Below are 19,611 nucleotides of genomic sequence, written 5' to 3'. Positions count from 1 at the left end.
GGTTGCCTCTCCCCGCCCGTCCGGTCTTTGGCCGTACGGGCGGGGCGGGGGGAGCCGCGAGGGCTTCACCCATCGTCGAGAGGACGATTCATGAACCGCCTGACCAGGGCCGCTGAGGAGAACCGCCGGGCCGCTGATGTTGCGCGTGCTCACGGACGTGAGGAGCGCGCGAGGCAGCTGGAAGACCGGGCCGACGAGCTGGAGTCCGGCCGCGTCCGGGACCTCACGGACGACGTGAGCGGCCTGATCAGCTCCCTGTTCCGCCGCTGACGATTGCCTGATCCGCCCGCCGCACTCGCCGGCGGGCGGTGAAGGGGAGTCTTCAGCGGCTCCGCACACGAAACGGCCCCGACCGGTGCTGGAACACCGGCCGGGGCCTGGACGCCTCACCTACGAAGGAGGAGGGCGATCCTGCATGGATCGTATCGAGAGCCCCGGCCGGCCGGGACGCGCCGGCCTGACCGACGCCGAGCGGGCCGAGCTGGCCCGCAAGGAGGCCGAGGCCACCAAGCGCAGCGAGGACAACGCCCGCGCCAAGCGCGGCTGACGACGCACGACGACACCGGGACGGCGCCTGAAGGCCGCCGTCCCGCACTTCGCCACTTCCTGACAGGAGTTCCGTTCGCATGTCCACTGCTGCTGCTGCCGTCTTCGCCGCTACCTTCGTCGCCCTGTACGTCGGTCACTCGGTCGGTGACCACTGGGTTCAGACGTCCGCCCAGTCGGCCACCAAGGGCCAGTCCGGTTGGGCCGGCCGGGCGGCCGATGCCCGCCACGTCGCCACCCTGACCGCCACCAAGCTCGCCCTTCTCCTGCCCGCCGCCGCGCTGTTGGGGCTGCACCTGTCGGTGCTGGGGCTGGTGGCCGGGATGGGGGTGGATGCCCTCACACACTGGTGGGCGGACCGCCGCAGCACCCTCGCGCGGCTCGCCAAGATCACCGGCAAGAGCGAGTTCTACAGCTTGGGCACCGCCGCTCACCCCGCCCACCCCGTCACCGCCGACGGCAAGCCGGCGGCGACCCTTGGGACGGGCGCCTACGCCCTTGACCAGAGCTGGCACCACCTGTGGCTCTTCGTCGCTGCACTCCTGATCGCGGCCGTCTGACGGTCCTGCGTGCTGCTGCGTCCGCCCGTCGGCCGCAGCGGTGCGCAGGACCGGACAGACCGGCCCTGCCTCAAGAGGAGATTCGCGATGGAGCGCACGTTCACGTCCCCGTCCACCGGCCCGGTTGTCCTGGGGCTGGCGCTGCCGATGGGCAGCATCCGGGTGCAGGTTCGCGACAACGTCACCACCGCCCGCATCGTGCTGCGGACGGACGACGCGTCCGGTCCGGCCGCCGACGCCCTCACCCGGGCCCGCAGCGGCCAGGACGGTCAGGCCATCACGGTGGAGGTCCCGGAGATCCCCGGCGACGTGATGATGCAGAGCATCCGCGGCACCCGGGTCACACAGTCCATGGGCACCGTCCATGGCTCCGTCACCGGCCTCACCATCATCAACGGCCGCGTCGTCTCCGGCGGCGGAACCGGCACCATCACCACGGTCAGCCCGATCGAGGCCACCGTCCTGCTGCCGGCCCGATCCTCCCTCGCCGTGGTCACCCGGTCCGCCGACACCGTCATCAGCGGTGGCCTGGACGGGATGGAGTTCCGCTCCGTCTCCGGAAACCTGCACCTCGTCAACGCCCGCCGCCTGAAGGCGATCACCACCTCCGGTGACGTGCTGGTCGGCTCTGTGACCGACCGTCTCAGCGCCCGGTCCGTTTCCGGTGATCTCACGGTGGACATGTACGCCGGCTCGGCCGCCGAGCTGGAGACCACCTCCGGTGACATCGACGTCCTGGCCAGCAGCCGGGCCTCCAACACCCTGTACGCCCGGACCATCTCCGGCGACATCCGAGTGGGCGGAAACCACGCCCTGCGGGTGAACGCCCACAGCCGCAGCGGCAACGTCCGCACCCGCTGACCTCCCTTTCCCCCCTTCAAGACGGCGCGGCCCCGGTGGTGACACACCGGGGCCGCTGAGGGCCGTCCCTTCGAGAGGACCACAACCCATGAAGATTCTCTCCCTGCATCTGCTCGCCGCGCTAGCACAGGCCGAGCAGACCCGCGGCCCGTCGGCTGCGGAGATGATCGCGATTGAGCGCGAAATGCCCGTCATCACAGCGGAGGTTGAGCTGCTGGACGCGCAGATCATGATTCTCGACCGCGTCCCCACGGATCTGGACGCGCAGCGCATCCGCCGGGCCCGCCGGCGTCTGCTGGCCGCCCGCCGCGACCTGGCCAACCAGCCCCCCACCCCCACCCCCACCGCTTTCGAGATGTTGGAGGTGGGGGCGTGAGCAAGGGAAATCTGGCCGCTCAGGCGCCGCTGCTGGCGTGCCTGGCCGACCTTGCGGTCAGCCACCCCGACCTGCCCGGCGCTTACTTCGTCTCCAGCAAGGTGGTCCCGAACGAGTTGACCGTGCAGCTCAAGAGCCCCCGCGAGGTGGAGGCGTGGCGTGAGGCGCTGGGCGTCCCCGTCGAGGAGATCTTCGTGGATTGGCTCGGCGGGCGGCCCTCGGTGGAGTTCGAGGCCACCGTCCACGGGGTGGACTTCCACGTGTACGCCGCGTACGAGGCCGCCACGGCGGAAGTGGCGGGTGCGTCATGACCCTCGCGCTGCGCTCCGCCGCCCGCCGCCTGCGCCTGCTGGCCGCCTTGGTCGGTGTGGCGTGGCTGGCCGCCTTCTCCCCGCCGGCCGGGACCGGCGTCACTGTGCTGGTTGTCCTGCACCACCCGGGATCGGGAGGTGCGCGATGACGGCGACCTTCTACGAGGAGCAGCGCGCGGACCGGGCGGCCAAGGGCGAGGAGAAGCGCCTGACCGCCCAGCACAGCGACCGCCTGCGGGCCGACCGGCAGCGGGAGGCGGACGATCGGAAAGGTCGGCTGCGGGAGCAGGCGCGGACCGATCGGCAGGCCGACCGGCAAGAGCGGCAGCAGCGGCGCCGGGAGCGGGCGGAGCGGCGGCGGGAGGTGCTGACACCGGCGGAGATCTACCGCCGCGGCACCCTCACCGTCGTCACCGCCTCCGGCCTCGCGTCGCTGCCCGCGCAGGTCCTGCACTTCGTCAGTATCAGCCCGCTGCTGCTGCCCCTCCCGCTCGCGTTGGAGGGGCTGGCGTGGGTGATGGCGGCGGGCGTCGCCTACGCCGACGCCCGCCACTTGCCCGGCTGGGTCCGGTGGCTTCTCCGAGCCCTGATCGCCGCGGCCGCTGGATTCGCCGCCTTCATCAACTACGGCTACGGCCTCACCCTCACCCACACCGGGCTGAGCCCGCAGGACGCGCGGACGGTCGGATTGGGTCTGGCCGCGGTCACGCTGCTGGGCCCGGTCGCCTTCGAGATCCGCCAGTGGGTATCGACCCTGGGCGCGGCGATCGAGGGCGCCGACGCCGATCGACGTGAGCACTCCCGACACCGCCGTCGCCACCACCGATCGGTGGTGCGAATCGCCGATCGGCTCATCTCCGCCGCACCGGCCGGGGACCTCGATCGGCAGGCCGCTTTCGAGCGCGCGTGGTCGATCGTGCACGGCTGCCCCGATCCAGGCATGACCCCCAAGCTCCACAAGCGCGCCGCCAAGTCCGCCCAGGACATGCATAAGGCCCGCGCCGAGCAACCCGACCAGCCCCCGCCGGAGACGACCCGCGAGGAGTCCGACAGCGGCGCGGAACGGTCTATGGCTGATCTCGAAGAATCGGCCCCCGCCCAGCCCGACCGATCGAGCGTCCTGGAGGCCGTTCCGGAGCCGATCCCGGTGCGGTCGAAGGTCGATCTGACCAAGCGGACCGACACCCCGCCCACACTCGTCGAGTCGATCCGATCGGCCCCGATCGAACCGGTACTGACGGCCGCGGCGGAGACGCCCCGGCCGCGGCGGGTGACGGGCAAGGTCCCGACCGTGGCCCGATCGGCCCAGCCTCGACGGACCCCCGAGGAGCTGCTCGCCGAGGCCCGATCGGTCACGGTCGATTGGCCGATCGGGGACCTGACCGCTGAGGCCATCCGTCGGGAGGTCCGCTGCGCGCCGGCCAAGGCGCGCGAACTGCGGGACACCCTGCGGGCCGAGCGGGCTGAGCAGGCCGGCCAGGCGTCGTACGAGGGGTCGGCGGCATGAGCGGGCCGCGGATCGGTTCGCTGTGCACCGGCTACGGCGGCCTCGACATGGCCGCCCAAGGCGTGTTCGGCGGGGAGCTGGCCTGGGTCGCCGACAACGACCCGGGCGCGTCCCGCATCCTCGCCCACCACCACCCCCGGGTCCCGAACCTCGGCGACCTCACCGCCGTCGACTGGCAGGACATGGAGCCGGTCGACATCGTGTGCGGCGGCTACCCCTGCCAGCCGTTCAGCACCGCCGGCAAACGGAAGGGAACCGAAGATGCCCGGCACATCTGGCCCCATATCGCCGCCGCCCTTCGCGCACTACGACCCGCACTCGCGGTCTTTGAGAACGTCGCAGGGCACCTTTCCCTGGGATTCGACACCGTCCTCGCCGACCTTGCCGCCGACGGGTTCGATGCGCAGTGGTGCACTCTTCGCGCGTCCGACATCGGCGCCGCCCACCAGCGCAACCGTCTCTTCCTCCTCGCCTGGCCTGCCGACTCCGGCGGCCAGGGACTGGCGCGGCGGTGGGCAGAGTGGACAGCTCCCCACGGCCGTCGCCTCGCTGCTGCCCACACCCTCGACCTCGGAAGCGAGGGGGGCCGGGCACGCGGCGCAGGGCGGGATGAACCTGCGGCACACCATCTCGCTGCTGCCGACTCCCAGGGCGACGGACGGGACGAAGGGCGGGCCGAATCAGCGCGGCAGCAAGGGGGATCTGACGCTCCCCTCGGCGGCGCACCGGATTGGGGCCCCTACAGTGCCGCGATCGACCGGTGGACGCAGATCACCGGCCGCCCCGCCCCCCGGCCAACTGACCATATGGGGCGACTGAGCCCGGCCCTGGTGGAGTGGCTGATGGGCCTGCCCGAAGGCCACGTCACCGCCGTGCCCGGCCTGTCCCGCACCGCCCAGCTCAAAGCCCTCGGCAACGGCGTCGTCCCCCAGCAAGCAGCCCATGCCCTCGGCCTGCTGCTGGCCGCCGCCACTGAAACCGCCCAGGAACGAGGGCGTGCGGCATGAGGTCCACGCCGATCACCGCCGTCAGCCTCTTCCGTGCCGTCATGACGGCCGCGGAGTGGCGGTGTCAGTGCACCGGGGCGTGCGGCCAGACGCACGCCAAGTCGGACGGGCGGTGCCCGCGCGAGCACGACGGCTACGTGGGCAAGAACAGCGGCCCCGTCCGCCTGACGGCCGCGCCCCCCGACCCGCTCACCAGCGACCTCCAAGCCGCCACCCTGCCCGCCGCGGAGCTGCGGGCCTGGTGCCCCACCTGCCTCACCACCGCCCGCACCCGCGCCCACAAGACACGGGGCGCCAACACGCCCAGCCCTGAAGGGCTGTTCGACCTGTAACTACGGATCCGAACGAAGGAGACATCGTCATGTCCCGCTACCTGGAAGAAGCCGCCAACCTGCTGCGGAAGTCCGCCGCGGCGAACGATCGGGACCGCTGGCCCGACCACGGCAAGCGTGTCCAGATCGCCCGGGAGTTCGCCATGCTCGCCGCGATCGACAAGGGCCTCCTGCCCGCCGACATCGTCCAGGACGTGCTCCGCGCCGTCGCCGACCGCAACGCCTGACGGCCCCGCGTGCCGCCCCGGCCACCTGTGGCGGGGGCGGTGCACAGGACCGGACAGTCCGGCCCGGCACCCAGTAGGAGGAGCAGTGAGCGCCACCATGAGCAACGAGCCTGAGCCTGAGCGGCCGTTCTACACGGCCGATGTGGTGTGCATCCGTGACGGCCACGTTCTGACGATCCGCCGCGGGTGGCCGCCCCACAAGGGTGCCCTTGCCCTTCCCGGCGGACACGTCGACCCGGGCGAGACGTCGCGCGCCGCCGCCGCGCGGGAGCTGGCCGAGGAGACCGGCGTCCAGGTCTCGGAGGAAGACCTGGCACTCCTCGGCGTGTGGGACACCCCCGACCGAGACCCTCGCGGCCGCTACATCACCGTCGCCTACACCGTCACCGTCCCGGCCGGCACCCACGCCCAGGCCGGGGACGACGCCGCCGCCGTGGAGTGGACCCCGCTCGACCACCCCGGCCCCCTGGCGTTCGACCACGCCGAGATCCTCGCCGCCGCGCAAGAGCACTGATGGCCCTGCGTGCCGCCCCGGCCACCTGTGGCGGGGGCGGTGCACAGGGCCGGCCAGTCCCGGCCGGCAGAGAGGGGAGTTACCGATGTTCCAGGCAGGCGACGAGGTACGGATTACCTCCTGCGAGGACGACCCCCGGGCCGCCGGACGGATGGGCCGGATCGTGGACGAGGTTCCGCCCGGCCCGCGCACCGCCGGCCGGTGGACCGTCCACGGCGTGGGCTTCCTGATCGGCTCCGTCCTGTGCCACACCCACGAACTCCGCGCCACCGGCAACCGCCGCTGACCGAGAGGCTGCCATGACCACCCCGCGCCGCTACCAGTTCGACAACCACCTGCCCGCCCAGCGGCAGGACCCTCCCCTGCCCCTCTACCAGCCCCAACCGATCCCCGGCCCGGCCGCCTACGACGACGGCCGGCCGATCGTCGTCCAGCACATCCATCAGGCTCCGCCGGATCGCACCGTCCAGCGCGTCGCGCTCGGCGCCGGCGTCGGTGGTGGCGCTGTGGCCGCGGGCGTGTACTTCGGTCCGCTGCTGGTGGCCGCCGTCTCCTCCATGGCCATCTCCCTCGGCGTCCTCGCCCTGGCGGTCACCGTCCTGGTGTGGGGCACGGTGACCGTCGTGCGGTCGGTCGGCGGACCCGACGGCAAGGCCGCCGCCCAGACCCTCGCCAAGGCCCGCCGCCGGCACTGACGGCTGCCCGATCCGCCCGACAACGTGCGGGCGGTGAGGGGAGCCGGGACAGCCCCGGCGCCGGAGAGGCACCCATGGCACAGACCCCGCCCCTGACCGTCGGCGAGAAGGCCCGCATCGCCGGGCTGACCGCCCGCATGTGCAAGCGCCACCTGGCCGGCGAAAACGTCGACCAGAGCGACCTGGAACGCCGCATCGACCGGATCCTCGACGGCGCCCGCAAGCGCGCCGAGACGACCCAGAAGAAGTAGCTCTGCCCCGGAGCAGCCGCTTCAGCCTGGCAGCGACCGGCTGCTCCGGGCCCGCACCTCACTGACGAGAGCAGGAGAGCCAGCATGACGGATACCACCCCCACTCTGACGAAACTGCACGCCGTACCGGCCCCCGACGAGACTCCGGCCGCCCTGGCGCCGGCCGATATCCCCGACGACGAGGAGACGCCTGCCGCGCCCCGGCTGGTCGACAACCCGGCGCTGGCGAAGCCTGGAGTCACCAGCGAGAAGCGCAAGCCGATCCTCGCCGGATGGCTCACCAACCGGCGGGACTTCGCCGCCACCACCCGCCACGCCGCCGCCAACGCCGGGTACGCCGCCCGCTACCACGGTGTCCGCGTCCCGGTCTACGCCGCGCGGCTGGCGTCCATGTCGCCGCGTGGGGCCTGCCGGTTCGTGGCCACCACCGGCCGGTGGGTCTGGGACCGCGAGGCCGCCCCCCTGCGGGCCGTCGCCGTCAAAAACGCGGACGTCGAGGAGTACATGCGCCTCTCGCGGCTGCGGTCCGGGCGGGTGCGGCTGCGGGGCCTGGTGGCCCTGATTGCCGCGGTGTTCGGCCTGGGGTTCGCCCTGTGGCTGTACGTCATGGCACCGGGCCTGCTGTACGCGTTCGGCGCCGGCGGGGTACTGCTGCTCGGCATGGCAGGCCAGCAACCCGACGCACCCGTCGTCGGACCCGCCGTCCTCAAGACCGAAGTGCAAAAGCTCACCGGCGCCATCGTGCTACGCGGCATGGACGCCATCGGCAACACCAAGATCACCGCTGCCATCAAGAAGGGCGGCGACATGAACGGCATGCGTTTCACCAGCGAAATCGTCCGCGACGGCCCCGGATACCGCGCCGACCTCGACCTGCCCTACGGCGTCACGCCCGAGGACATCATGGAGGCCCGCAAGCCGCTCGCCTCCGGCCTGCGCCGCAAGGTCGGCTGCGTATGGCCCGCCCCCGACCCCACCGAGCACGAAGGACGCCTGGTGCTGTGGGTCGGCGACAAGCCCATGAACGAGACCACCAAACCCGCCTGGCCACTGCTGAAGACCGGAACGGTGGACCTGTTCCGCCCGGTGGTGTTCGGCAACGACCAGCGCATGCGCGACGTGTCCGTGACCCTGATGTTCGCGTCCGTCGTCGTCGGCTCCATCCCCCGCATGGGCAAGACATTCCTCATGCGGCTCTTCCTCCTGATCGCCGCCCTCGACCCCCGGGCCGAGATCCACGCGTTCGACTTCAAGGGCACCGGCGACTTCGGCGCCCTGGAGCCCGTCTGCCACCGCTACCGCGCCGGAGAGGAATCCGAGGACATCACCTATGTCCTGGACGCCCTACGGGAGTTGAAGGACGAACTGCGGCGCCGGGCGAAAGTCATCAAGTCCCTGCCCCGCAGCCGCTGCCCCGAGTCGAAGGTCACCCCGGAACTCGCCGGGGACAAGAAGCTCGGGCTGCACCCGATCGTCGCCGGGTTCGACGAGTGCCAGGTGCCCTTCGAGCACGAGGAACACGGCAAGGAGATCGAGGCGATCTGCACCGACCTCGTCAAACGCGGCCCGGCGCTGGGCATCGTGGCCCTGTTCGGCACGCAGCGCCCCGACGCGAAGTCCCTGCCCACCGGCATCAGCGCCAACGCCGTCCTGCGGTTCTGCCTGAAGGTGATGGGGCAGCCCGCCAATGACATGGTGCTGGGCACCAGCATGTACAAGGCCGGCTACCGCGCCACGATGTTCTCCCGCTCCGACCGCGGCATCTGCTGGATGGCCGGTGAAGGCGACGACCCCCGCATCGTCGCCTCGGCGTTCGTGGACGCCGTCGCCGCCGAGCAGATCGCCGCCCGCGCCCGCCAGGCCCGCGAGGAATACGGCAACATCACCGGCCACGCCCTCGGCAAGGGCCCCGAGAAGAGCAACACCAGCGACATCCTCGCCGACGTCCTCGACGTCCTCGCGCCGACGGAGAAGGCCGTGTGGTGCGAGCGGATCGCCGCCCGCCTGACCGCCGCCCACCCCGACACCTACGCCGGGTGGAAAGCGGAGAACGTCACCGCCGCCCTCAGGCCGCACGGCATCAAGACCGGGCAGGTCTGGGGCACCACCGACGGCGAAGGCAAAAACCGCCGCGGCATCGACCGCGCCGACATCACCACCGCCATCACACACCGTAACGCGGAACGGGCCGCGGCCTGACCCAGCAGCGCCGCTAGACCTAGCACCCTCCGCTGCTAGGTCTAGCACCCCCGCTAGCACCCCAAACCGCCTGTGATCAGGCAACTAGCGCCTAGCGCCTGACCTGCGCCAACCCCCGAAAACCCTCCTGACAGGGAGATGACCCCTGCATGCTCACTGCTAGCGCCCTCATCGCGGCCGCCATCGCCGGTTACGCACTGTTGTGCATGGTGCGGCCGTTCGCCGTCTGCCGCCGCTGCTCCGGCACCGGCCTGCGCAACACCGCCAAGAAGGACATGAAGCTCTGCCGCCGCTGCCACGGCACCCGCTACCGCCTGCGCCTCGGCCGCCGCCTGCACCACCACGCCCGCCGCCTCCACGCCGACGGCACCACACCCACCCCCGCCACAGACAAGGAAGCCCCGCCATGGCAGTAACCCTCTCCCTCGTCCTGATACTCGGCCTGCTCCTGGCCCTGCTCATCCGCTACAAGTCCCTCGGCGCCGGCGCCGCGGCCGTGGCCGTCCTCTTCGGCTTCTACCTCGCCTCCACCGACGCCCGCCACACCATCAACGACCTCACCACCGCCCTCACCCGGGTCATCACCAACCACTAGTGAGCGAAAGCGAGGGCGGCCCGCTCTCGACAAAGTCCGGGCCGCCCTCATCCACCAGCACCCATTCAGAGAACTGGAGACCCCCAGCATGACCCAACCCACCCCCGTCCGGCGAGTAGCACTCGCCTTGGCCGCGCGTGAGATGCCGGCGCTGCCCCTGCGGGCGGGCAAGGTCCCGTTCGGCAACTGCCGTGTGTGCAAGGGGAACGCGTGCGGTGGCCGTCCGAACATGAAGAACGCCGGGCCCTGCGAGTGCCCGCGGCCGTGCCACGCCTGGGCCGCTGCCACCACCGACCCCAGCATCCTCACCTCGCCGGCATGGACTTCCGCGTGGCGTGAGGCGGCAGCCGTCGCCTACCACCCCGGCGGGGCCGGGCTGACCGTCGTCGACCTCGACAACCCCGACGCTGTCACCTGGGCCCGCCAGACGCTCCCCGCCACCCGCACCGTGCCGACAACGCGCGGCGAGCACTGGATCTACCGGGGTGCGATGCAGTCCGCGAACGCTGTGCGGCCTGACGTCGACATCAAGAGCCTGATGTCCTACGCCCGCTGGCTCGGTCCCGGAACCGGCACCATGACCGCCCTGCCCGACGCCGTACGTGCCCTGCCCGCGCAGAAGCCCTCCACGGCTCGGCCAGCCCGGCCGGTTGTCACCGTGCCCGCGCTCGCCGGCGGCGGGGAATGCCGCCATCGCACGCCCGCCTACCTGGAGCGCGGCATCGCCATGGCTGAGCAGCGCATCACCGAGGCCCGTAGCGCAGTTCACGCGACCGTGTACCGGACGTTCCTCGCTGTGCTGTCCACGCACGGCCGGTGCGGCTGCCTCACCGATGCCCACGTGGCGCGGTTGTTCGCCGCCGCGCACGCCCGGGGCGAGTCGCCCCGGCACTGCACCGACGCATGGTCCAACGCCCGCGCTGCGCTGGGGATGTGAGTCATGTCCGAGGATGAGAAGACACCGGCCCGTGAGGTCATCACCGAGTACGCGCAGGCGCACTTCCGGTACTTCCGCACCACCGAGGGCACCGTCTACGCCCAGCGGATCGGCCACCCCGTGGCCCGCCCGATCCGCTCCCAGGGAACGGCCGGCAGCCACCGGCAGGAACTCATGGTCGATCTCTTCAACGACGGGGTCGGCGTCTTCAACGGGACCTCGCTCAAGGAGGCGCTGGACTTGATCGAAGCGCTCGCACTGAGTCGGGACGTGCAGCCCACCCACATCCGTGTCGCCCCCGGGTACGACGGGGCGACGTGGCTGGACCTGGGCCGCGACGACGGGCAGTCCGTCCGCATCCACCCCAACGGCTGGACCATCGCCGTTCCCGACCCGCGTGAGGTGTGCTGGCGGCGCACCCAGCTCACCGGCGAACTCCCGATGCCTGTCCGGGACACCGAGGGCAAGGGCATCGACAGCCTGTTGCGGCTGACGAACTTCGCCAACGCCGAAACCGAGGCGCTGGCCCTGGCCTGGATTATCGGCTGTCTGGAGCCGGGTGTCCCGGTCCCGGCCCCGTTCCTCACCGGCCCCCAGGGCGCGGGGAAGTCGACGGCCGGCCGGATGCTGCTGCGGGTCGTAGAGGGCATGACCGGAGACCTACGCCGGGCCCCGAAGGACGAAGAGAGCCTGATCACCGCCGTGGCCGCCGGGTGGATCACCGCCCTGGACAATCTGAGTCACCTGCCCCCGGACCTCTCCGATCTCATGTGCTGCGTGGTGACCGGAGCCGAGAGCATCAAGCGGGCCCTGTTCAGCGACGGGGACGTCTACCGATCCCGCTACCGCCGCCCCCTCCTGCTCACCGGCATCGACGTCGGCGTCATCCGCCCCGACCTCGCCGAACGCCTCCTCACCCTGCGCCTGGAACGCCCCACGGTCCGGCGCACCGAGGCGGAGTTGTGGGCGGAGTACGAACCCGCGCTTCCCTTCATCCTGGGGTCTGTGCTGGACCTGGCCGTGAAGGTGCGGGCGACACGGGCGGACATCCCCGCTGATCTGCGGATGGCGGACTTTGCGCACCTGTGCGCGCAGGTCGACGCCGCCACCGGCTTCGGCACGCTCCCCGCCTACCGCAACAGCCTGGACGAACTGAACGACGACGTCATCGAAGGTGACCTCCTCGCACAGACCGTCCTCAAGCACGCCGCCACCCTCGACCCCGGCACCAAAACGCGGATGACGTCCTCGGAATGGCTGCACCGCCTCACCGACCTCTACACGGGCGACGACTACCGTCCCCTGCCTAAAGGGTGGCCCACGACCGGCAAGGTCCTCTCGGACCGCCTCAAGCGGCTTCAGCCCACCCTTGCCGCCCGGGGCGTCCTCATCGACTGGGGCCGCACCAAGGAAGGCCGGTACATCGAAATGACCCGACGACCGGCCCTGCCGCCCCACGAACAACAGTCATTCTGACCCGCACCGGCGACCGGCACGGACAAGCAAGAGGAGCACCCCCGGCCAGTGGCGGCGGGTGCTCCTCTTGCTGTTCGGCGGAACGCCGCCCGAGGGTCGCGCCGCGAAGCGGCTCCCCATTCACGCCCTGAGCCGCACCACACCACAACAGACACCCCTCTCTTTTTTCTTAAGAAAGAGAAAGCTGCGTCACCCGCGTCACTGCGGTGCCCGAAACCGCCCCTGAGCTGCGGCGATCAGGGTGACGCAGGACGGCTTCGTCTGCGTCACCCCGCGTCACCTGCGTCACCCCGCACCACCCCATGACGCACGTCTGCGTCACCGATGACGCACCCCAAACCCTCTGCGTCATCACGTAACCGCAGGTCAGCAGCCATGAGTGACGCGGATGACGTGGTGACGCAGAAAACACAGCCTCGGACACACGCAGCACATGGCTTCACCCTCACCCAACGCGAACCGCATCCGTCTGAGCCGCAACTCAGCGCGATGCCAATCCAACTCAACAGTGAGCCCGAGTCACTCCGCGAAGGAGGCACCACCGTGCCAAGCCCGAAGATGCTCACCGTCCCCGAGCTGTGCGAGGAGCTCGACATCACCCGCTCCACCTTCTACGACTGGCGCCAGAAGCAGCGGGCCCCCCGCTGCATCAAGCTGCCGAACGGCGGCATCCGCGTGCGCCGGGTCGACCTTGAGATCTGGCTGAACGAGCACGAGGACGCTGCTTGATGGACACGACGTACGACGTGAAGTTCTGGAAGACCTCCGTGTACGAGGGGAAGAAGAAAACCACGTACACGGTCCGCTGGGAGCTGGAGGGCAAGGAGTGGCGAAAGCCATTCGGAACCGTCACTCTCGCGGACTCCTTCCGCTCGGGGCTGGTGTCCGCCGCCAGGAAGGGGGAGGCGTTCAGCCTCTCCACCGGCCGGCCGGTCTCGCACATGTCCCGGGCGGCCAGCGTGTCTTGGTACGACTTCGCGACCCAGTTTGTTGACCAGCTCTGGGAGCGGACGTCCGGGAACAACCGGAAGACCGTGGCGAAGGCGCTCACGCCCGTCACCATCGCCCTGCTTCGGGCTCAGCCGACGGCGTTCAAGGGGGTCGACGTGCGCCGGGCCCTCCGTGAGTACGCCTTCAACACCCTCCGGCGGGACCAGGCCCCGCCGGAGGTCGCCGTGATCCTGCGCTGGGTGCAGCGGAATTCGCTTGCCATGGCCGTGTGGGAGGACGAGAACACCGTGGAGACGGCGCTCCGCGCAGCCGGGACGAAGCTGGACGGCACGCCCGTGGCCGCCAGCTCGGTTCGACGGACCAAGCGCGTCTTGAACGTGCTCTTCGAGCACGCCATCAAGAGGAAGGTTCTTAAGGAGAACCCGCTGCCGAAGGGCAAGGGCGCCACGGTGTCTAAGACCTCCTCCGCCGTCGACAAGCGGTCGTTGCTCAACAAGGAGCAGGCCACCAAGTTGCTCGGCTGCGTCTACGCGCGGCCGAGGGGCGGTCGGCGGCTGCACACCTTCTTCGCCACGATGTACTACGCCGGCGCCCGGCCCGAGGAAGTCGTGGCGATCGATGTCGGGGACGTACGCCTGCCCGACGCGGACGCCGCCGACCAGTGGGGCGAGCTGCTGCTCCACACCGCCCACCCCGAGGTCGGCAAGCAGTGGACGAACACAGGGGAAGTGCGCGAGAAGCGCGGACTCAAGGGGCGGGCCGCCGACGACACCCGCACGGTGCCCTGCCGACCCGGCTTGACAAGGGTCCTCCGCGCACACATCGAAAAGGAAGCGCTCAAGCCTGGCGATCTGCTGATACAGGGAGAGAAAGGAGGAGACCTGGCCGGGTCCGTGATCAGGCGGGCGTGGCGGCGGGCGCGGAAGGAAATGCTCACCTCCTACGAATTCGGGACCCCCCTCGGTCGCCGTGTGTACGACCTCCGGCACACCTGCCTGACCAACTGGCTCAACGCCGGCATTCCGGCTGCGACCGTGGCCGAGTGGGCGGGCAACAGCGTCCCCGTGCTGCTGGCCACGTACGCGCGCTGCATCGACGGACAGCTCGACGATCTGAAGCACAGGATCGAGCAGGCGGGGGAGCTGCCGGACCCGGCCGCGGCAGGGGCGTGAAAACTTCTCCGCGTATTCTCCGCCGCCACCCGCAGAAACCCGGTTCCAGCCGGACACCGTCGGACGTGCCCCACCCCGTCGAGGGGCGCGTCCGGCCCCTGCGCCGGTTAGTGGAAACCTGGCTTGACCAGCAAAAAGACCCTCCCGGTGGGAGGGTCTGACCTGGCGCCCCCGGCAGGACTCGAACCTGCGGCCAAGTGCTTAGAAGGCACCTGCTCTATCCACTGAGCTACGGGGGCCGGGTGGTGGACGTGGATCACGGACCGCGGACAAGGATAGGGGTCCGGGTGCCTCGTCCCGGTTGCTTCACCTCCGTGGCACGTTGTGGAGGTTCCGTGAAGCGGTCCTGATAATCGCAGGCGGGTGCGAATCACGCACCGCTTTTGGTGACTCACGCGGCGGGTGTTGTGTACTCGTTATGCCTGCGTCCCACATGTCGCGAACGTCCCATGTGTCACTGATCCCGATCTGTAGGGGTTCTTGCGGCGCGCACGAAGGGCTATACGCTTCAAAAACCCAACGAAATTGGGCATTCTGCACATGTGGCGACCTTGGACGTACGACCCCGGCTCATCGACGCGCTGTCCGTTCTGCGCGACCGCGTCGACGCCGCACGCTTTCCGCTGCCACTTCGGGGCGCCGCCCGCGCCCGGCTCAGCCGGGCCGAGCTGCTCGCCCAGCTCGACGACTATGTGATTCCCCGCCTGCGCTCCCCTCAGGCCCCGCTGCTGGCAGTCATCGGCGGATCCACCGGGGCGGGCAAGTCCACGCTGGTCAATTCGCTCGTGGGCCGGCGGGTCTCGGAGGCGGGCGTGCTCCGCCCCACGACGCGTACGCCGGTACTCGTCTGCCACCCCGACGACCGTCACTGGTTCGCCGGAACCCGCGTGCTCCCGCAGCTCACCCGGGTGTGGGTACCGGAACAGGACGGCGGCACCGGCCACGACGGCACCCATCCGGCGAACGGTTCGCCGTACGGCGGCGACCGGCCGTACGAGGGCGAGCGCGGCGGCGCGTACGACTGCGACTGCGAGCACGGATACGAGTACGGCGACGCCTACGCGTACGAGTACGGCCGTGATTCCCGGGGCTACGGCGCGTACGGCCGCGAGGGCGCCGGCGAGCCGGGGCTGCCGACGCTGCGGATCGAGACGGACGCCGCGCTGCCCAGCGGGCTGGCCCTCCTGGACGCCCCGGACATCGACTCCCTCGTCGCCCGCAACCGGGAACTGGCCGCCGAGCTGATCTGCGCGGCGGACGTATGGGTGCTGGTCACCACCGCCGCCCGGTACGCGGACGCGGTGCCCTGGCACCTGCTGCGCACGGCGAAGGAGTACGACGTCACCCTGGTGACCGTGCTGGACCGGGTGCCGCACCAGATCGCCCCCGACATCTCCGGCCGGTACGCCGAACTCCTCCAGCGCGCCGGCCTCGGCCATGTGCCGCGGTTCACCATCCCCGAACTGCCCGAATCGGCCGGCGGTGGCAGCGGACTGCTGCCCGCCACCGCCGTCGCGGCGCTGCGCGCCTGGCTGGAACGGCACGCCCAGGACCCCGTCGCCCGTACCGCCGCCGCGGACCGTACCGCGGCCGGCGTCATCGCCTCGCTGCGCAGCCGGCTGCCCGCGCTGGCCGGAGCGGCCGCGGCCCAGCACGCCGCGGCGCTGCGGCTGGCCGGCCGGGTCGAGGAGGCGTACGAGGAGGCCGCCGGCCGGGTACGGCGGGAGGTCGAGGCGGGCGAGGCGCTGTCCGGTGACGCGCGCGCCTACTGGCACCACTACGAACCCGGCGGCAGACCGGACGAGCTCCTGGACGCGCTGACCCATGGGCTGACGTCCCTGCTGGCCTGCGCCGTCGAGGCGGCCGACGCGCACGCCGCCGGCGCCTGGCGGGATGACCCGGCGGCGGCGGACGTCTCCCTGACGGCGGCGGGCGCCACGGGCGCGGCCGGGCGGCTCGGCGTGATCGTCCGGCGCTGGCGGCGCTGCCTGGAGGAACTGGCCGAGGAGGAGACGCGCGAGGCACGCGGCGGACGGGCCGGGGAGCGCGCGGGATCCGTCGAACCGGAGGAGACGGCGGCGCTGCTGGCCGCCGTGCTGCTCGGTGGGCGGCGGGCGCGCACGGCGGGCGAGACCCTCGCCGACCTGCTGGGCGCCCAGTGCGCGCTGCGGCTGTGCGACCGCGGCGACAGGCTGCTGGTCACCTGTCTGGAGCGTGCGCTGGACGGCGAGCGTGAGCGACGGCTGGCACCACTGGACCAGCTGACCGTGCCACCGGATCAGCAGGCCGAGTTGATCGCCGCACTCTCCCTGTTGCAGAAGGAGAAGGAGAAGGAGAAGGAGAAGGAGAAGGAGAAGGAGAAGGAGAAGGAGAAGGAGAAGGAGAAGGAGAAGGAGGGGGAGAGGGAGAAGCGGGAGCAGGAGCAGGGGCGGGAACGGCAGTACGGAAAGGGGCAGCAGAGCCAGCAGAGCCAGCAGAGCCAACAGGGACAGCAGGGACAGCAGGGACAGCAGGGACAGCAGGAACAGACGGAGAAGTGGCAGCGGGCGGAGATGGAGAAGGAGAAGGTGTCGCGGTGAGCGCTGCTATGGGGTACACGGACGCCGAGGCCGGCGCGGACCCGCCCATGGACCACGGTGGCCGTGCGTACCCCGTGGGGGACGCGGAGAACGGCCGGAACGCGAAGGAACCGAGGGACTCGAAGGGCTTGGCGGACGCGAAGAGCTTGGAGGACATGGTGCAGAGCCTGGGTTCGGAGGGCGGTCAGAGCCCGGTGGCGGGGGCGGCGGACGGGCGGCCCGGGGCCTGGGACGACGGGGTGATCGCGCGGCGGGCGCGGACGGGGGAGTTCCCGCGGCCGGCGGCGCGGCAGCGGGGCATGTCGTCACTCCTGGAGGCGGAACTGGAGGAGGCGGCCCGTTGGCTGGACCCCCTGGGAGCGGAGCCCCAGGGAACGGGCGCCCGGCGAGGGGACGCCCGGCGAGGGGGCGCCCAGGGGAGCGGGGCGGGCTTCGAGCCAGGGTGGCGGGGGGAGCGGCGGGCGACGGGGGAGACGGGCGGAGCCGGGGCGGTGGGGGAGGACGACGACGCAGCTCGGAGCACAGCTGCGGGTGGGGCTGGGACGTACGGGGCGCCGGCGGACGGGGGCCGGTGCGATGTGGGCGACGCGTTGTTGCCGCGGCTGGACGCGTTGCGCGAGCTGATCGAACTCTCCCGGACCCGGCTGGACGGCCGGACGCTGGCCGAGGCGGGCCGGGTGCTGGACGCGGCGGTCGAGCGGCACCGGCTGTCGGGTGAGTTCACCGTCGTCGCCATCGCCGGTGCGACCGGCAGCGGTAAGTCGTCGCTGTTCAACGCGTTGGCGGGGGCGAACCGTTCGTCGGTGGGGGTGCGCCGGCCGACCACCTGCGAACCGGTGGCCTGCGTCTGGCCGGGCGACCGGCCGGGTGACGGACCGGGCGCGGAGGGGCTGCTGAACCGGCTGGACGTGCCGCTGCGCCGTCGCCACCTCCCGGTGGACGCCGCCCCCGAACTGCGCGGGCTCCTTCTGCTCGACCTGCCCGACCACGACTCGGCGGCCACCGGGAACCGCGAGCAGGTGGACCGGATGCTGGCCCTGGTGGATGCCGTGATCTGGGTCGTGGACCCGGAGAAGTACGCGGACGCGGTGCTCCATGAGCGCTATCTGCGGCCGCTGGCGGGCCATGCCGAGGTCACGTTCGTGGTGCTCAACCAGGTGGACCGGCTGCCGGGCGAGGCCGCGGACCAGGTGGTGGACGATCTGCGCCGGCTGCTCGACGAGGACGGGCTGGCGCTGGGCGAGCACGGCGAGCCCGGGGCGACGGTGCTCGCGCTGTCCGCCGCCACCGGCAAGGGCGTCGGGGAACTGCGGGAGGCGCTCGGCCAGTTCGTCGCGGAACGGGGTGCGGCGGACCGGCGGCTGGCGGCCGATGTGGACGCGGCGACCGAACGGTTGCGGTCGGCGTATGTGGCGGCGCGCCGGGTCGGGCTGACGGAAGAGGCCCGCGCGGAGTTCGACGACCGGCTGGCCGAGGCGGTGGGCGCGGTGGCCACCGGGCGCGCGGCGGAACGTGACTGGCTGCGGCAGACGGCCTGGGTCTGCGGCTCATCGTGGACCCGGCTCAGCGGCGGACGGACGGGACGGTGGGCGTGGGAGGGCCCGGCCCGGGGCGCGCGGAAGCGCGGCGGGCGGCCGAACGGCGGGCGTACGGGCATCGGACGTACGGGTCTCGGGCGTACGGCCGGTGGGACTGCCGGCGTCGGGTACGAGGCGACGGGGGTGCCCGGCCGGGCGGCGGCGCGGCCGGTGGTGGAGCAGGCGGTGCGGACCGTGGCGGGCGAAGCGGCGTGCGGACTGCCGGAGCCCTGGGCCCAGGCGGTGCGCGAGGCGGCGGAACGGGGTGCGGAGGGGTTGCCCGAGGCGCTGGACAAGGTGGCGGCGGACGCCGAGACGTCCCTGCGGGGCGGGCCGGCGGTGAAGCCGCGCTGGTGGACGGTGGCCGCCGCGTTGCAGGGGCTGCTGTTCGTGCTCCAAGTGGCCGGTGTGCTGTGGCTGCTGGGCGTGGTCACGGGGGTGACGGACGCGACGGGGTGGCTCGCCGCGCTGCTGCCCGCGGTCATCGGCTCGGCGGGCGGCCCGGCGCTGGCGTGGCTGTGCCGGGTGGGGGCCCGCGGTCCGGCCCGGCGATACGGGCAGGAGGCGGAGCGGCGGCTGCGGGGCACGGCGGCGGGGTGCGGCCGGGCCCGGGTCCTGAAGCCGGTCGCCGCCGAACTGGAGCGCTACCAGGAGGTGCGAGAACGGTACGCGGTGGCGTCGGGCGCGTAACGGGACGGCGGCGGGGCGGGCGCGACGGATGTGACGGGGACGTCGGAGGTGACGGGGACATCGGAGATGACGGGGACCTCGTCACGCCGGTGGCGGACGCCCCGTCACGGGGTTGACCGGCTGCCGGTGACCGCCCGCCCGCGACGGGGTGCCCGGGACGGCCCGCCCGCGACGGGGTGTCCGGGACCGGGTGCCCGTGACGGGGCGACTGTGCCCTGGTGCCGGTGAGGGGGGCAGCGGTACGCCCG

At 71.8% G+C, this 19,611-nt stretch carries 24 protein-coding genes and 1 tRNA gene; 24 read left to right on the top strand and 1 reads right to left on the bottom strand.

Annotation, left to right across the window (positions count from 1 at the left end; genetic code table 11):
* Window positions 1-90: 90 nt before the first annotated feature.
* From ACLJWH_RS17200 to ACLJWH_RS17095, 22 genes are all read left to right on the top strand, one after another.
* Window positions 91-270 carry a hypothetical protein gene (locus tag ACLJWH_RS17200; RefSeq protein WP_411142569.1) on the top strand — a complete coding sequence of 60 codons (180 nt, stop codon included), beginning with the start codon at window positions 91-93 and terminating at the stop codon, window positions 268-270.
* A 145-nt stretch (window positions 271-415) separates the two neighbouring features.
* On the top strand, window positions 416-547 hold the full coding sequence (locus tag ACLJWH_RS17195) for a hypothetical protein (RefSeq protein ID WP_411142568.1): 132 nt from the start codon (window positions 416-418) through the stop codon (window positions 545-547).
* Window positions 548-626: 79 nt separating this feature from the next.
* Window positions 627-1,106, top strand: a complete 480-nt coding sequence (locus ACLJWH_RS17190) for a transcriptional regulator (RefSeq protein ID WP_411142567.1) — start codon at window positions 627-629, stop codon at window positions 1,104-1,106.
* Window positions 1,107-1,193: 87 nt separating this feature from the next.
* On the top strand, window positions 1,194-1,967 hold the full coding sequence (locus ACLJWH_RS17185) for a DUF4097 family beta strand repeat-containing protein (RefSeq protein ID WP_411142566.1): 774 nt from the start codon (window positions 1,194-1,196) through the stop codon (window positions 1,965-1,967).
* 88 nt (window positions 1,968-2,055) lie between these two features.
* A complete protein-coding gene (locus ACLJWH_RS17180; RefSeq protein WP_411142565.1) occupies window positions 2,056-2,343 on the top strand; it encodes a DUF6284 family protein in 288 nt (95 codons plus the stop codon).
* Window positions 2,340-2,654, top strand: coding sequence for a hypothetical protein (locus ACLJWH_RS17175; protein ID WP_411142564.1), 315 nt, complete (start codon window positions 2,340-2,342; stop codon window positions 2,652-2,654). The genes ACLJWH_RS17180 and ACLJWH_RS17175 overlap by 4 nt, the downstream gene beginning before the upstream one ends.
* Window positions 2,651-2,803: a hypothetical protein gene (locus tag ACLJWH_RS17170; RefSeq protein WP_411142562.1), complete on the top strand. Its 153-nt coding sequence runs from the start codon at window positions 2,651-2,653 to the stop codon at window positions 2,801-2,803. Before ACLJWH_RS17175 ends, ACLJWH_RS17170 begins: the two co-directional genes overlap by 4 nt.
* On the top strand, window positions 2,800-4,161 hold the full coding sequence (locus ACLJWH_RS17165) for a hypothetical protein (RefSeq protein WP_411142561.1): 1,362 nt from the start codon (window positions 2,800-2,802) through the stop codon (window positions 4,159-4,161). Before ACLJWH_RS17170 ends, ACLJWH_RS17165 begins: the two co-directional genes overlap by 4 nt.
* On the top strand, window positions 4,158-5,168 hold the full coding sequence (locus tag ACLJWH_RS17160) for a DNA cytosine methyltransferase (RefSeq protein WP_411142560.1): 1,011 nt from the start codon (window positions 4,158-4,160) through the stop codon (window positions 5,166-5,168). Before ACLJWH_RS17165 ends, ACLJWH_RS17160 begins: the two co-directional genes overlap by 4 nt.
* Window positions 5,165-5,500, top strand: a complete 336-nt coding sequence (locus tag ACLJWH_RS17155; protein WP_411142559.1) for a hypothetical protein — start codon at window positions 5,165-5,167, stop codon at window positions 5,498-5,500. Before ACLJWH_RS17160 ends, ACLJWH_RS17155 begins: the two co-directional genes overlap by 4 nt.
* Window positions 5,501-5,529: 29 nt before the next feature.
* Window positions 5,530-5,727, top strand: coding sequence for a hypothetical protein (locus ACLJWH_RS17150; protein WP_411142558.1), 198 nt, complete (start codon window positions 5,530-5,532; stop codon window positions 5,725-5,727).
* Window positions 5,728-5,824: 97 nt separating this feature from the next.
* The gene (locus ACLJWH_RS17145) at window positions 5,825-6,241 is read left to right on the top strand and encodes an NUDIX domain-containing protein (RefSeq protein WP_411142557.1); all 417 of its coding nucleotides are present in this window, start codon (window positions 5,825-5,827) and stop codon (window positions 6,239-6,241) included.
* Window positions 6,242-6,326: 85 nt separating this feature from the next.
* Window positions 6,327-6,527, top strand: coding sequence for a hypothetical protein (locus ACLJWH_RS17140; RefSeq protein ID WP_411142556.1), 201 nt, complete (start codon window positions 6,327-6,329; stop codon window positions 6,525-6,527).
* A 13-nt stretch (window positions 6,528-6,540) separates the two neighbouring features.
* Complete coding sequence (locus ACLJWH_RS17135; protein WP_411142554.1) at window positions 6,541-6,936, top strand: DUF6251 family protein; 396 nt, start codon at window positions 6,541-6,543, stop codon at window positions 6,934-6,936.
* 74 nt (window positions 6,937-7,010) lie between these two features.
* Window positions 7,011-7,187: a DUF6257 family protein gene (locus ACLJWH_RS17130; RefSeq protein WP_411142553.1), complete on the top strand. Its 177-nt coding sequence runs from the start codon at window positions 7,011-7,013 to the stop codon at window positions 7,185-7,187.
* Between the two features lie 84 nt (window positions 7,188-7,271).
* On the top strand, window positions 7,272-9,386 hold the full coding sequence (locus ACLJWH_RS17125) for a cell division protein FtsK (protein WP_411142552.1): 2,115 nt from the start codon (window positions 7,272-7,274) through the stop codon (window positions 9,384-9,386).
* A 149-nt stretch (window positions 9,387-9,535) separates the two neighbouring features.
* Window positions 9,536-9,802 (top strand): hypothetical protein, encoded by a 267-nt coding sequence (locus ACLJWH_RS17120; RefSeq protein ID WP_411142551.1) that lies wholly within the window; start codon window positions 9,536-9,538, stop codon window positions 9,800-9,802.
* Window positions 9,793-9,981 carry a hypothetical protein gene (locus tag ACLJWH_RS17115; protein ID WP_411142550.1) on the top strand — a complete coding sequence of 63 codons (189 nt, stop codon included), beginning with the start codon at window positions 9,793-9,795 and terminating at the stop codon, window positions 9,979-9,981. The genes ACLJWH_RS17120 and ACLJWH_RS17115 overlap by 10 nt, the downstream gene beginning before the upstream one ends.
* 88 nt (window positions 9,982-10,069) lie before the next feature.
* The gene (locus tag ACLJWH_RS17110; protein WP_411142549.1) at window positions 10,070-10,918 is read left to right on the top strand and encodes a bifunctional DNA primase/polymerase; all 849 of its coding nucleotides are present in this window, start codon (window positions 10,070-10,072) and stop codon (window positions 10,916-10,918) included.
* A gap of 3 nt (window positions 10,919-10,921) precedes the next feature.
* Window positions 10,922-12,394: an ATP-binding protein gene (locus ACLJWH_RS17105; protein ID WP_411142548.1), complete on the top strand. Its 1,473-nt coding sequence runs from the start codon at window positions 10,922-10,924 to the stop codon at window positions 12,392-12,394.
* Between the two features lie 558 nt (window positions 12,395-12,952).
* Window positions 12,953-13,123, top strand: a complete 171-nt coding sequence (locus ACLJWH_RS17100; RefSeq protein ID WP_411142609.1) for a helix-turn-helix transcriptional regulator — start codon at window positions 12,953-12,955, stop codon at window positions 13,121-13,123.
* On the top strand, window positions 13,123-14,517 hold the full coding sequence (locus ACLJWH_RS17095) for a tyrosine-type recombinase/integrase (RefSeq protein ID WP_411142547.1): 1,395 nt from the start codon (window positions 13,123-13,125) through the stop codon (window positions 14,515-14,517). The genes ACLJWH_RS17100 and ACLJWH_RS17095 overlap by 1 nt, the downstream gene beginning before the upstream one ends.
* A 163-nt stretch (window positions 14,518-14,680) precedes the next feature.
* On the opposite strand, the gene ACLJWH_RS17090 is transcribed toward ACLJWH_RS17095, so the two are convergent.
* Window positions 14,681-14,756 (bottom strand) — tRNA-Arg (locus ACLJWH_RS17090).
* A gap of 303 nt (window positions 14,757-15,059) precedes the next feature.
* On the opposite strand from ACLJWH_RS17090, the gene ACLJWH_RS17085 reads away from it, so the two are divergent.
* On the top strand, window positions 15,060-17,096 hold the full coding sequence (locus ACLJWH_RS17085) for a dynamin family protein (RefSeq protein ID WP_411142546.1): 2,037 nt from the start codon (window positions 15,060-15,062) through the stop codon (window positions 17,094-17,096).
* Entirely contained in the window at window positions 17,093-19,363 is a 2,271-nt protein-coding gene (locus tag ACLJWH_RS17080) for a GTPase (RefSeq protein WP_411142545.1), read from the top strand. Before ACLJWH_RS17085 ends, ACLJWH_RS17080 begins: the two co-directional genes overlap by 4 nt.
* The last annotated feature ends 248 nt before the right edge of the window (window positions 19,364-19,611 follow it).

It is taken from the genome of Streptomyces sp. x-80 (assembly GCF_046549095.1).
Taxonomy (GTDB): Bacteria; Actinomycetota; Actinomycetes; order Streptomycetales; family Streptomycetaceae; genus Streptomyces; species Streptomyces celluloflavus.
Note: the sequence above shows the minus strand (reverse complement) of the source record. Positions and strands in the feature narration are given on the sequence as shown.

Coding starts and splice junctions, on each gene's coding strand:
- ACLJWH_RS17115 (WP_411142550.1), top strand. CDS start 9,793: ATGGCAGTAACCCTCTCCCTCGTCCTGATACTCGGCCTGCTCCTGGCC.
- ACLJWH_RS17155 (WP_411142559.1), top strand. CDS start 5,165: ATGAGGTCCACGCCGATCACCGCCGTCAGCCTCTTCCGTGCCGTCATG.
- ACLJWH_RS17105 (WP_411142548.1), top strand. CDS start 10,922: ATGTCCGAGGATGAGAAGACACCGGCCCGTGAGGTCATCACCGAGTAC.
- ACLJWH_RS17125 (WP_411142552.1), top strand. CDS start 7,272: ATGACGGATACCACCCCCACTCTGACGAAACTGCACGCCGTACCGGCC.
- ACLJWH_RS17150 (WP_411142558.1), top strand. CDS start 5,530: ATGTCCCGCTACCTGGAAGAAGCCGCCAACCTGCTGCGGAAGTCCGCC.
- ACLJWH_RS17100 (WP_411142609.1), top strand. CDS start 12,953: ATGCTCACCGTCCCCGAGCTGTGCGAGGAGCTCGACATCACCCGCTCC.
- ACLJWH_RS17165 (WP_411142561.1), top strand. CDS start 2,800: ATGACGGCGACCTTCTACGAGGAGCAGCGCGCGGACCGGGCGGCCAAG.
- ACLJWH_RS17140 (WP_411142556.1), top strand. CDS start 6,327: ATGTTCCAGGCAGGCGACGAGGTACGGATTACCTCCTGCGAGGACGAC.
- ACLJWH_RS17135 (WP_411142554.1), top strand. CDS start 6,541: ATGACCACCCCGCGCCGCTACCAGTTCGACAACCACCTGCCCGCCCAG.
- ACLJWH_RS17095 (WP_411142547.1), top strand. CDS start 13,123: ATGGACACGACGTACGACGTGAAGTTCTGGAAGACCTCCGTGTACGAG.
- ACLJWH_RS17170 (WP_411142562.1), top strand. CDS start 2,651: ATGACCCTCGCGCTGCGCTCCGCCGCCCGCCGCCTGCGCCTGCTGGCC.
- ACLJWH_RS17200 (WP_411142569.1), top strand. CDS start 91: ATGAACCGCCTGACCAGGGCCGCTGAGGAGAACCGCCGGGCCGCTGAT.
- ACLJWH_RS17120 (WP_411142551.1), top strand. CDS start 9,536: ATGCTCACTGCTAGCGCCCTCATCGCGGCCGCCATCGCCGGTTACGCA.
- ACLJWH_RS17110 (WP_411142549.1), top strand. CDS start 10,070: ATGACCCAACCCACCCCCGTCCGGCGAGTAGCACTCGCCTTGGCCGCG.
- ACLJWH_RS17130 (WP_411142553.1), top strand. CDS start 7,011: ATGGCACAGACCCCGCCCCTGACCGTCGGCGAGAAGGCCCGCATCGCC.
- ACLJWH_RS17145 (WP_411142557.1), top strand. CDS start 5,825: ATGAGCAACGAGCCTGAGCCTGAGCGGCCGTTCTACACGGCCGATGTG.
- ACLJWH_RS17190 (WP_411142567.1), top strand. CDS start 627: ATGTCCACTGCTGCTGCTGCCGTCTTCGCCGCTACCTTCGTCGCCCTG.
- ACLJWH_RS17180 (WP_411142565.1), top strand. CDS start 2,056: ATGAAGATTCTCTCCCTGCATCTGCTCGCCGCGCTAGCACAGGCCGAG.
- ACLJWH_RS17195 (WP_411142568.1), top strand. CDS start 416: ATGGATCGTATCGAGAGCCCCGGCCGGCCGGGACGCGCCGGCCTGACC.
- ACLJWH_RS17185 (WP_411142566.1), top strand. CDS start 1,194: ATGGAGCGCACGTTCACGTCCCCGTCCACCGGCCCGGTTGTCCTGGGG.
- ACLJWH_RS17160 (WP_411142560.1), top strand. CDS start 4,158: ATGAGCGGGCCGCGGATCGGTTCGCTGTGCACCGGCTACGGCGGCCTC.